Below are 9,592 nucleotides of genomic sequence, written 5' to 3' on the forward strand. Positions count from 1 at the left end.
AGCGAAGGTGCTGTCGCTGATGGGCGTGGCACAGGTGGCCGGCCGCCGGGCCTGAGCGCCGGGCAAGGGATTTGGAAATCCCTTGCAAGCGCCTTGAAAGGCGCTTGGCGCCCGGGATCAGCCGGTGCGCTCGACTGCAAGGATCGCAGCGAGTCCCGCGCGATAGTCGGGGTGCCGCAGTCGCACGCCCAGCGCCTCCTTGATCCGGGCGTTCCGGACCCGCCTGGACTCGGCGTAGAAGCTCGCGGCCATGGGCGAGAGTTCCGCTTCCTCGAAGGGGATCGCGGGCGGCACGGGCATGCCGAGCAGCCGGGCCGCGTGTTCGATCACGTCCTCCGGCGGGGCGGGAAGATCGTCGGCCAGGTTGTAGACGGCTCCCGCGTCCGGCTGCGCGATCGAGGCCGCGAGGGTTTGCGCGATGTCGTCGACGTGGATGCGGCTGAAGACCTGCCCCTGCTTCACGATTCGCCGCGCGGTGCCGGCGCGCAGGCGGTCGAGGGCGCTGCGCCCCGGCCCGTAGATTCCGGACAGGCGGAAGACGTGCAGCGGCAGCCCCGGAACGGCGCCCCAGGCGCGTTCCGCCTCCAGCCGTCGTGCGCTGCTGCCCTTGGCGGGGGCAGGAGGGGTGGTCTCGTCCACCCAGTTGCCCTGATGATCGCCATAGACGCCTGTCGTCGAAAGATATCCGGCCCAGGCGAACTGCGGCGCGGCGGCGGCGATCGCCTCGCCCGCCGTGCGGAGCACCGGGTCGCCTTCGGCGTCGGGTCCGACCGAGGACAGCAGATGCGTGGCCTGCGCGAGCGCCGGGCGCAGGTCGGCGCCGGGCCAGATCAGGGGTTCGACGCCCTCTGCCACGAGGCGTTCGGCCTTTTCCGGGCTGCGGGTCGTGCCGATGATTCGCCAGCCCTGCGGGGTCAGCAGGCGGGCAAGCGCGCGGGCCGAGTAGCCGTGGCCGAGCGAGAGAAGAACGCGATCCATGAGGCATTTCATGAAGATGGGCGAGCCTCTGCGCAAGTGTTACAAAAAACTCTTGGAGCAAGTCATTTCGTAACATATACTCCGCGTGAGCTTTTAAGGAGGAGATGCGCGATGTATGCACAGGGACTGATCGGAGCCGACGGCAAGACGGGCGAGAGCCCCGAGTTCCTGGAGGCGTTCCAGAAGCGGATCGACGCCGAGGAAAAGATCGAGCCCAACGACGCGATGCCCGAGGGCTATCGCAAGACGCTGATCCGGCAGATCGGCCAGCACGCGCATTCCGAGATCGTGGGCATGCTGCCCGAAGGCAACTGGATCACGCGCGCGCCCTCGCTCAAGCGCAAGGCGGCGCTCCTGGCGAAGGTGCAGGACGAGGGCGGCCATGGCCTCTACCTCTACTCGGCGGCCGAGACGCTGGGCGTCTCGCGCGAGGAGATGACCGAGGAGTTGCACTCCGGCAAGGCGAAGTATTCCTCGATCTTCAACTATCCCACGCTGACCTGGGCCGACATCGGCATCATCGGCTGGCTGGTGGACGGTGCGGCGATCATGAACCAGATCCCGCTCTGCCGCTGCTCCTACGGGCCTTATGCCCGTGCGATGATCCGCGTCTGCAAGGAAGAGAGCTTTCACCAGCGCCAGGGCTACGAGATCGTCATGACGCTGGCGAAAGGAACCCCCGCGCAGCGCGAGATGGTGCAGGAGGCTCTGAACCGCTGGTGGTGGCCGGTGCTGATGATGTTCGGCCCGCACGACAGCGACAGCCAGCATTCCGACCAGAACATGGCCTGGAAGATCAAGCGCTTCTCGAACGACGCGCTGCGCCAGAAATTCGTGGACGCCACCGTGCCGCAGGGCGAGTACCTTGGCCTTACCTTCCCCGACCCGGACCTGAAGTGGAACGAGGAGAAGGGCGGCTACGATTTCGGCGCCATCGACTGGGACGAGTTCTGGCGCGTGGTGAAGGGCGGCGGCGTGATGAACCGCGACCGCATCCGCGACCGCAAGGCGGCCTGGGAGAACGGCGCCTGGGTCCGCGAGGCGGCGCTGGCCCATGCCGAGAAGCGGCGGGCGCGGGCTGCGCAAGCGGCGCCGATCGCGGCGGAGTGACAGGATCCGGGCGGCAAGGCGGGGGCGCTGCCCCCGCACCCCCGGGGTATTTCGGGACCATTGAAGGGAGTGGGCGCGATGAGCGGTGAAGTGCCTCTTTGGGAAGTGTTCATCCGGCCCCGCAACGGGCTGAGCCACAAGCATGTGGGCAGCCTGCATGCGACGGATGAGGTCATGGCGCTGAACGCGGCGCGGGACGTCTACACGCGGCGGGGCGAGGGCACCTCGATCTGGGTGGTGCCGTCGAAGGCGATCACGGCCTCGGACCCGGATCAGGCGGCGGAGAACTTCGAGCCGACGGCGGGCAAGGTCTATCGCCACCCGACCTTCTACGACATTCCCGAAGACGTGGGGCACATGTGATGGCGCTGTTCGAGGCCCTTCTGGAGCTGGCCGACGATCACCTCGTGCTGGGCCACCGGCTGAGCGAGTGGTGCGGTCATGCGCCCATGCTGGAGGAGGATCTGGCGCTGCCGAACATGGCGCTCGACCTGATCGGCACGTCGCGGACGCTCTATACCTACGCGGGCGAGGTCGAGGGCAAGGGGCGCGACGAGGATGCGCTGGCCTATCTGCGGGACGAGACGGACTATCGCAACTGCCTGCTGGTGGAGCGGCCGAACGGCGATTTCGCCCAGACGATGCTGCGCCAGCTCTATTTCGCGGGTTTCATGGAGCCCTACTGGAAGGCCGCGCTGGCCTGCAGCCCCGACGAGACGGTGCGCGGCATCGCCGGCAAGGCGGTGAAGGAGATGGCCTATCACATTCGCCATGCCGGCGAGTGGGTGATCCGGCTGGGCGATGGCACGGAGGAGAGCGCGCGGCGGATGCAGGAGGCGGTCGAGGAGCTGCACCGCTACACCGACGAGTTGTTCCATACCTCCGAGGCCGCAGCGGGCGTGGATGCCCTGCCCGACCGGGCGGCGATCCGGCCTGAGTGGAACCGGGTGATCGGCGAGATCTTCGCCGAGGCGCGGCTGGAGATCCCGCAGGTGCGCTTCCCGCAAGCCGGCGGGCGCGAGATGCGGCATGGCGAGGCGCTGGGCCACATGCTGGCCGAGATGCAGGTGACGCACCGCGCGCATCCGGGGGCGGTCTGGTGATGGCAGGGGCCGCGACACCGGAGCAGGCCCGCGCCTGGGAGGCCGCGGCCGCCGTGCCCGACCCGGAGGTGCCCTGCGTGACCGTCGCGGACCTTGGCATCCTGCGCTGGGTGCGACTGGAGGACGGGGCCGCCGTGGCCGGCGTCACGCCGACCTACTCGGGTTGCCCCGCGACGCTGGCCATCGAGTTCGCCGTCGAGCAGGCGCTGCGCGACGCGGGGTTCGAGGCGCGGGTGGAGCGGGTGATGAGCCCGCCCTGGACCACCGACTGGATCACCGAGGAGGGGCGCGAGAAGCTGCGCGACTACGGCATCGCGCCGCCCGTGGAGGGTGGCGGCAAGGCCACGCTCTTCGGGTCCGTCTCGGTCGCCTGCCCGCGCTGCGGCGCGACCGAGACCGAGCGGCTTTCCGAGTTCGGCTCGACCCCCTGCAAGGCGCATTACCGATGCCGCGCCTGCGCCGAGCCCTTCGACTACTTCAAGTGCCTCTGAGGAGGAGCGACATGTTCCACGAGCTGACCATCGCCGACGTGCGCCACGAGACCCCCGACAGCGTCGCGGTGAGTTTTGCCGTGCCCGAGGAATTGCGGGACGCCTTCGCCTGGAAGCCCGGGCAGTATCTGACGCTCCGCGCCGAGGTCGGGGGGCAGGACGCGCGCCGCTCCTATTCCATCGCCTCGGCACCGGGCAAGCCGCTTACCGTGGGGGTCAAGCATGTCGAGGGTGGGCTCTTCTCCACCTTCTGCCAGGGGCTGGAGCCGGGACAGGTGATCCGCGTGATGCCGCCCGAGGGCCGCTTCGTGCCGAAGGACGAGGCGAAGATCGTGCTGATCGCGGCCGGATCGGGCATCACGCCGATGGTCTCGATCGCGGCGGAGCGGCTGGCGGCGGGCGCCGAGGTCACGCTGATCTATGGCAACCGCGACACGCAGCACATCATGTTCCGCGACGCGCTCGAGGCGCTGAAGGACCGTTACGTCGATCGTTTCACGCTGATCCACGTGCTCAGCCGCGAGCCGCAGGACGTGGAGCTGCTGAACGGGCGGATCACCGGCGAGCGGATCCTGCGGCTGGCCAATGCCGGGGCGGTGGATATCGAGGGGGCCGACGGCATCTTTCTCTGCGGCCCCGGCGGCATGATCGACGACGTGGCAGAGGCGCTGACGGACAAGGGCGTGCCGGCCGAGCGAATTTACTTCGAGCGTTTCTTCACCGAGGGCGAGGGACCGCGCCCGACGCGGTCCGAGGCCGCGCAGGCCGCCGCCGAGAAGGGCGTGCAGGTCGAGGTCGTGCTGGACGGCGCGCGCCGCGTCTTTACCGTTGGTCCGCAGGACGACACCGTGCTCGAGGCCGCCGAGCGGCAGGGGCTGGAACTGCCCTATTCCTGCCGCGGCGGCATGTGCTGCACCTGTCGCTGCAAGGTCGAGGAGGGCAGCGCGGAGATGGCGGTGAACTACTCGCTGGAGCCCTGGGAACTGGAGGCAGGCTTCGTGCTGGCCTGTCAGTCGCGGCCGACCTCGGAGAAGCTGGTGCTGGACTTCGACGCCGCCTGATCCGGCGGGCGCGCATGCCGGTGCCGACCGTCATCGGCAGGATGCTTGGCGGCACCGCCTGGACGAAGCGAAGCCCCTGACCCATGCCGGGCTGTTCCGAAGTAGCGCGCACCCCGCGATCCCGCCGTGCCATGGCGCATGACTTGACGTCGCCGTCAACGGGTTGTGCCGGGGAGCGGGTCGGGTTTTGATGCGGTCATGACCGACGAAAGGACACCCGACGTCGATGCCGCCTACGGGCTGGACGGGCCGCAGGCGGCGAAGCGGCTCTACGAAGGCTGGGCAGAGACCTACGACCACGACTTTGCCGCCGCGAACGGCTATCGCTCGCCCGGTGTGGTGGCCGCCGCCTATGCGGCGGCAGGCGGCGCCGGGCCGGTGCTCGACATGGGGGCCGGCACCGGGCTGGTGGGCGAGGCGCTGGCGAAGCTTGGCGTCGGGCCGGTGGACGCCACGGATCTCTCGCCCGGGATGCTGGAGGTGGCGCGCGGCAAGGGCGTCTATCGCGAGCTGATCGCGGCGGACGTGCTGCGGGGCCTGCCGCTCGGGGCGGGCCGCTATGCCGGTGTCGTCAGCGCGGGCACCTTCACCCACGGCCATGTCGGCCCCGAGGCGCTGGACGAGTTGCTGCGTGTGGCCGCGCCCGGCGCGCTCTTCGTGCTCACGGTGCACGACGGTATCTTCGGCCCTGCCGGGTTCGAGGCGAAGCTCACCGCGCTTCGGGGGCGGATCACGGGGCTTTCCACGGCGCTCGAGCGCATCTACGCGCCGGGCTCGCCCAGCCCGCACGCCGACGACACGATGCTGGTCGTCACCTTCCGCAAGGCGCCCTGAGCGCGGGATTTTTCGCGGCCGCACCTTGAACCGCGCCGCCGCGTTCCGATCTCAGGCCGCCGGTGCGCGGGGGCGGTGCGCTGCGGCCCGATCCGGCGGGACCGTCCCTGCGAAAGGCATGACCTCGATGGAGACCTGGGCACTGATCGCGGGCGGGCTCGTCCTGCTGCTGGGCGGGGGCGAGATCCTCGTGCGGGGCGCGGTGGCGGCCGCCGTTCGGCTGGGCGTCTCGACGCTGATGATCGGGCTCACGCTGGTGGGCTTCGGCACCTCGATGCCCGAACTGGTGGCCAGCCTGCGTGCCGCGCTGGAGGGCGCGCCCGGCATCGCGCTGGGCAACGTCGTGGGCTCCAACATCGCCAACGTGCTGCTGATCCTCGGCATCGCCGCGATGCTGTCGCCCATGGTCGTCGAGCGGAAAAGCTTTCTGCGCGATGGCGCGGTGTTGATCGCGGTGAGCCTGCTGCTGACCGTGCTGGTACTGGCCGACGCCTTCAGCACCCTCACCGGCGCGGGCCTGTTGGCGCTGGTGCCCGCCTATACCTGGATGGTCTGGAAGACCGAGAGCGGCGCGGGCGCCGCGCTGTCCGGGGAGGTGCCCGAGCAGCCGGGCCTCGGCCTTGTCGCGGGCCTGTCGCTGACGGCGGCCGGTATCGCGGGTGTCGTGTTAGGCGCCGGGCTGCTGGTGGACGGCGCGACGGAAATCGCCCGCGCCGCGGGGCTGTCGGAGGCGGTGATAGGCCTGACGCTGGTGGCGGTCGGCACCTCGCTGCCCGAGCTTGCGACATCGGTCGTCGCGGCGCTGCGGCGGCAGGGGGCGGTGGCCTTCGGCAATATCCTGGGCTCCAATATCTTCAACGTGCTCGGCATCCTTGGCGTGACCGCGCTTGTCGCGCCGCTGCCTGTCCCGGCCGAGATCGCGCGCCTCGACATCTGGGTGATGCTCGCCGCGGCGCTGGCGCTCACGCTTTTCGCGGTCACCGGCTGGCGCCTCAGCCGGCGCGAGGGGGCAGCCCTGCTGGCGGCCTATGCCGTCTACCTGGCGCTGCAGTTCCTCCCCGCGGTTTAACGACGGAGCAGGCCAAGAACATCCGTCGCCAGTCGGTCGATGCGCTCCGGGTCGGCTCCGTCGATGCGTGCGAGGTCCGGAGCGACCTCTCGCGTGGCCAGCGGTCCGAGCAGGCGCATCGACCAGTCGTCGAACCGGCGGCGTGTCAGCCAGCGGATCGCGAAAGGCAGAACCTCGGAATGGCGTCCGTCCTGCCGGATCGAGGCGAAAAGACGCGTGACCTGCTGCAGAGACCCTTCCAGGATCTGCAGGAAATAGCGTCCGTCGTAGAGCAGCACCCCGGTGATCCCCGCGCTCGCGTTGAAGCGCCGTGCCTGGGCGACCATCCCCCCGATGCCGGGCTCGGTGAAGTCGTCCTTCGCCACGCTGCGATAGCTCAGCGTCATCAGGTCGGACGGGTCCTGGCCCGCGGGCCTTGGCCCCTCCGGCAAGAGCGCGGTGTCCTTCATCTGCTGCCTCTCCCCTTTGCGGCGCCTCTTCCCCTTGGCGCCGCCTCACTCCGCGTAGTCGGATCCCTCCGCGTCCAGCAGCGCGCGCAGTTCGGCGAGGTGCCGGCCCGACCCGCCGGGGTAGGATTCGAGCTCCTGCGCGGTCTTTTCGGCCACCTCGTCTGGCAGAACCGACAGGGGCCGCCCCGTCCAGAGCGCGCGGATGTAGGTCGCCGCCGCGCGCTCGAAATAATAGAGGCGGTCAAAGGTCTCGGCCACGGTCGCGCCGATCGCCATGACGCCATGATTGCCCATCAGCATGACCTTCTTCTTCGGGTCGTCGAAGAGCGCCGCACAGCGCGCCCCCTCTTCCTCGAAGGCGAGCCCGCCATAGTCGCGATCCACCACCACCCGGTCGAAGAAGGCGCAGGCGTTCTGGTCCAGCGGCGGCAGGGTCGGGTCGTCAAGACAGGCGAGGACCGTGGCAAAGGGCGAATGCACATGCATCACGCAGCGCGCCTGCGGCAGCTCGCGGTGCATCGCGCCATGCAGGCCCCAGGCCGTCGGGTCGGGCGCGTCCGGCCGGTCCAGCGTGGCGGGATCGGTCGCGTCGACCTCGATCAGGTCGGAGGCCCGGATGCGCGCGAAATGCATCTGGTTGGGGTTCATCAGGACGCGTGTGCCGCCCGTGTCGATGGCGACCGAGAAATGGTTGGCGACGCCTTCGTGCATGTCGAGCCGCGCGGTCCAGCGAAAGGCGGCCGCCAGGTCGGCGCGCAGCTCGTGCAGGTCGGCCGCGGCGGGATGGTGCGGGGCGTTCATTGCGGCATCTCCTTCGGGTCCAGTGGGCGCGACGGCAGCCAGGCGTAGCCGTCGGGATCGAGGATCACGGCCTCGCGCAGGCCGTGCGGCTTGTCGCGCGGCGGGGCGAGCACATGGCCGCCCGCGGTCTCCGCCCGCGTCGCGGCAACGTCGGGGTCGGTGTCGTAGAGCCGCAGCTCCAGTCCGCCACCGCGTGGCCCGGCCTCCGGCAGCAGCCCCAGCAGCGCGTTGGCGCCATAGGTGTGGTCCCCGTGCAGCTGGAAGCGCGCGTCGCCGTATTCGACGATGGCGAAATCGGCGCTCAGCCGGCGCGCGCGCATCCCGAAGACCTCCTGCAGGAAAGCGGCGCTGCGGCCCACGTCGCGGACGAGGATGTTGAGACCCAGTCCCCGCAGCGCGCGGCCGAACTCCGCCGGATCGACCGTGTCGTAATCCATGTGCATTCCCCTGCTGGCGCAGCTTGATCGCGCCCGGCCAAGCTGTCAACTTGCGCCAACCCCGCGCAAGGGGCCGATCCAGGAGCGCCCATGCCCCAGCCCGCGACGGACCCCGTGACCCCGGATCTTCCGGCGCCCCGCCGGTTCACCGATGCGGAGGCGGCGGTCGACTGCCTGTGCGAACTCTACGGCGCCGCGACGGACTTCCTCGCAACGGCCTTCGAAGCCTGCATGGCCTCCGGGCACCCCGGCCACCGCTATCGCGCCTTCTATCCGGAGGTGCGGCTGACCACGACAAGCTTCGCCGAGGTGGACAGCCGGCTGAGCTTCGGCCATGTCGCGGCGCCGGGCACCTACGCCACGACGATCACGCGCCCCGACCTTTTCGCCCACTACCTGCATCAACAGTTCGACCTTCTGCTGCGCAACCACGGCGTGCCACTGGAGATCGGCCCCTCGGCCACCCCGATTCCGGTGCATTTCGCCGTCGCCGACCGCCCCGGCCTGATGGTGCCGCAGGAGGGCGCGGCCGAATTCCCGCTGCGCGACGTCTTCGACGTTCCCGATCTTGCCAGCACCAACGACGACATCGTCAACGGCGTGGCCCAGGCCGGGCCGGCGGGCGAGTGGCCGCTTGCGCCCTTCACCGCGCAGCGGGTGGACTATTCGCTGGCGCGACTGCGGCACTACACGGCGACGGATCCCGCGCATTTCCAGAACCACGTCCTTTTCACCAACTACCAGTTCTACGTCTCCGAGTTCGAAGCGGTGGCGCGTGCCAAGCTTGCCGATCCTGACAGCGGCTACACGAGCTTCGTCGCCACGGGCGACGTCGAGATCACCGATCCCGCGGCCGAACTCCCCGTGCCCGCCAAGCTGCCGCAAATGCCCAGCTATCATCTCAAGCGGCCCGACGGTCAGGGCATCACGCTGGTCAACATCGGCGTCGGCCCCTCGAACGCCAAGACGGCGACGGACCACATCGCGGTGCTGCGTCCCCATGCCTGGATCATGGTGGGGCATTGCGCGGGCCTGCGGAACTCGCAGCGGCTGGGCGATTTCGTGCTCGCCCACGCCTATCTGCGGGAGGACCGGGTGCTGGACGACGACCTGCCCGTCTGGGTGCCCGTTCCCGCGCTGGCCGAGATCCAGATCGCGCTGGAACGCGCGGTAGCCGAGGAAACCGCGCTCGAGGGCTATGACGTCAAGCGCATCATGCGCACCGGGACGGTCGCCAGCGTGGACAACCGCAACTGGGA

At 69.7% G+C, this 9,592-nt stretch carries 12 protein-coding genes; 8 read left to right on the top strand and 4 right to left on the bottom strand.

Annotated elements, in window-relative coordinates:
* Window positions 1-117 precede the first annotated feature (117 nt).
* Window positions 118-978: an SDR family oxidoreductase gene (locus ACLFOB_RS12450; RefSeq protein ID WP_410926268.1), complete on the bottom strand. Its 861-nt coding sequence runs from the start codon at window positions 976-978 to the stop codon at window positions 118-120.
* 111 nt (window positions 979-1,089) lie between these two features.
* Between ACLFOB_RS12450 and paaA the strand changes: the two genes are divergently transcribed.
* The 7 genes from paaA (at window position 1,090) to ACLFOB_RS12485 (ending at window position 6,646) form a co-directional block, all read left to right on the top strand.
* Entirely contained in the window at window positions 1,090-2,088 is a 999-nt protein-coding gene (gene paaA, locus ACLFOB_RS12455) for a 1,2-phenylacetyl-CoA epoxidase subunit PaaA (protein WP_410917781.1), read from the top strand.
* Window positions 2,089-2,166: 78 nt separating this feature from the next.
* Window positions 2,167-2,451, top strand: a complete 285-nt coding sequence (paaB, locus tag ACLFOB_RS12460; protein ID WP_410917780.1) for a 1,2-phenylacetyl-CoA epoxidase subunit PaaB — start codon at window positions 2,167-2,169, stop codon at window positions 2,449-2,451.
* Window positions 2,451-3,191 carry a 1,2-phenylacetyl-CoA epoxidase subunit PaaC gene (gene paaC / locus ACLFOB_RS12465; RefSeq protein ID WP_410926269.1) on the top strand — a complete coding sequence of 247 codons (741 nt, stop codon included), beginning with the start codon at window positions 2,451-2,453 and terminating at the stop codon, window positions 3,189-3,191. The genes paaB and paaC overlap by 1 nt, the downstream gene beginning before the upstream one ends.
* Window positions 3,191-3,682, top strand: coding sequence for a 1,2-phenylacetyl-CoA epoxidase subunit PaaD (gene paaD, locus ACLFOB_RS12470; RefSeq protein WP_410926274.1), 492 nt, complete (start codon window positions 3,191-3,193; stop codon window positions 3,680-3,682). The genes paaC and paaD overlap by 1 nt, the downstream gene beginning before the upstream one ends.
* Before the next feature lie 11 nt (window positions 3,683-3,693).
* Window positions 3,694-4,743 carry a 2Fe-2S iron-sulfur cluster-binding protein gene (locus ACLFOB_RS12475; RefSeq protein ID WP_410917776.1) on the top strand — a complete coding sequence of 350 codons (1,050 nt, stop codon included), beginning with the start codon at window positions 3,694-3,696 and terminating at the stop codon, window positions 4,741-4,743.
* A gap of 198 nt (window positions 4,744-4,941) precedes the next feature.
* Entirely contained in the window at window positions 4,942-5,577 is a 636-nt protein-coding gene (locus ACLFOB_RS12480) for a class I SAM-dependent DNA methyltransferase (protein WP_410926270.1), read from the top strand.
* Window positions 5,578-5,704: 127 nt separating this feature from the next.
* Window positions 5,705-6,646 carry a calcium/sodium antiporter gene (locus ACLFOB_RS12485; protein WP_410926271.1) on the top strand — a complete coding sequence of 314 codons (942 nt, stop codon included), beginning with the start codon at window positions 5,705-5,707 and terminating at the stop codon, window positions 6,644-6,646.
* Here the strand turns inward: ACLFOB_RS12485 and ACLFOB_RS12490 are convergent.
* The 3 genes from ACLFOB_RS12490 to ACLFOB_RS12500 are packed head-to-tail and all read right to left on the bottom strand — an operon-like array spanning window position 6,643 to window position 8,333.
* The gene (locus tag ACLFOB_RS12490) at window positions 6,643-7,095 is read right to left on the bottom strand and encodes a BLUF domain-containing protein (protein ID WP_410915996.1); all 453 of its coding nucleotides are present in this window, start codon (window positions 7,093-7,095) and stop codon (window positions 6,643-6,645) included. The genes ACLFOB_RS12485 and ACLFOB_RS12490 overlap by 4 nt on opposite strands.
* A 45-nt stretch (window positions 7,096-7,140) precedes the next feature.
* On the bottom strand, window positions 7,141-7,896 hold the full coding sequence (locus ACLFOB_RS12495; protein WP_410915995.1) for a class II aldolase and adducin N-terminal domain-containing protein: 756 nt from the start codon (window positions 7,894-7,896) through the stop codon (window positions 7,141-7,143).
* Window positions 7,893-8,333 carry a VOC family protein gene (locus tag ACLFOB_RS12500; RefSeq protein ID WP_410926272.1) on the bottom strand — a complete coding sequence of 147 codons (441 nt, stop codon included), beginning with the start codon at window positions 8,331-8,333 and terminating at the stop codon, window positions 7,893-7,895. The genes ACLFOB_RS12495 and ACLFOB_RS12500 overlap by 4 nt, the downstream gene beginning before the upstream one ends.
* Window positions 8,334-8,423: 90 nt before the next feature.
* Between ACLFOB_RS12500 and ACLFOB_RS12505 the strand changes: the two genes are divergently transcribed.
* On the top strand, window positions 8,424-9,592 hold a 1,169-nt coding region (locus tag ACLFOB_RS12505; protein WP_410926273.1), incomplete at its 3' end, for an AMP nucleosidase.

Origin of the sequence: Rhodosalinus sp. (genome assembly GCF_046542825.1) — a bacterium.
In the GTDB taxonomy this organism is placed as follows: Bacteria; Pseudomonadota; Alphaproteobacteria; order Rhodobacterales; family Rhodobacteraceae; genus Rhodosalinus.

Excerpts from the sequence above, each read along its gene's own strand:
- ACLFOB_RS12450 (WP_410926268.1), bottom strand. The coding sequence starts at position 978 with ATGGATCGCGTTCTTCTCTCGCTCGGCCACGGCTACTCGGCCCGCGCG.
- paaA (WP_410917781.1), top strand. The coding sequence starts at position 1,090 with ATGTATGCACAGGGACTGATCGGAGCCGACGGCAAGACGGGCGAGAGC.
- paaB (WP_410917780.1), top strand. The coding sequence starts at position 2,167 with ATGAGCGGTGAAGTGCCTCTTTGGGAAGTGTTCATCCGGCCCCGCAAC.
- paaC (WP_410926269.1), top strand. The coding sequence starts at position 2,451 with ATGGCGCTGTTCGAGGCCCTTCTGGAGCTGGCCGACGATCACCTCGTG.
- paaD (WP_410926274.1), top strand. The coding sequence starts at position 3,191 with ATGGCAGGGGCCGCGACACCGGAGCAGGCCCGCGCCTGGGAGGCCGCG.
- ACLFOB_RS12475 (WP_410917776.1), top strand. The coding sequence starts at position 3,694 with ATGTTCCACGAGCTGACCATCGCCGACGTGCGCCACGAGACCCCCGAC.
- ACLFOB_RS12480 (WP_410926270.1), top strand. The coding sequence starts at position 4,942 with ATGACCGACGAAAGGACACCCGACGTCGATGCCGCCTACGGGCTGGAC.
- ACLFOB_RS12485 (WP_410926271.1), top strand. The coding sequence starts at position 5,705 with ATGGAGACCTGGGCACTGATCGCGGGCGGGCTCGTCCTGCTGCTGGGC.
- ACLFOB_RS12490 (WP_410915996.1), bottom strand. The coding sequence starts at position 7,095 with ATGAAGGACACCGCGCTCTTGCCGGAGGGGCCAAGGCCCGCGGGCCAG.
- ACLFOB_RS12495 (WP_410915995.1), bottom strand. The coding sequence starts at position 7,896 with ATGAACGCCCCGCACCATCCCGCCGCGGCCGACCTGCACGAGCTGCGC.
- ACLFOB_RS12500 (WP_410926272.1), bottom strand. The coding sequence starts at position 8,333 with ATGGATTACGACACGGTCGATCCGGCGGAGTTCGGCCGCGCGCTGCGG.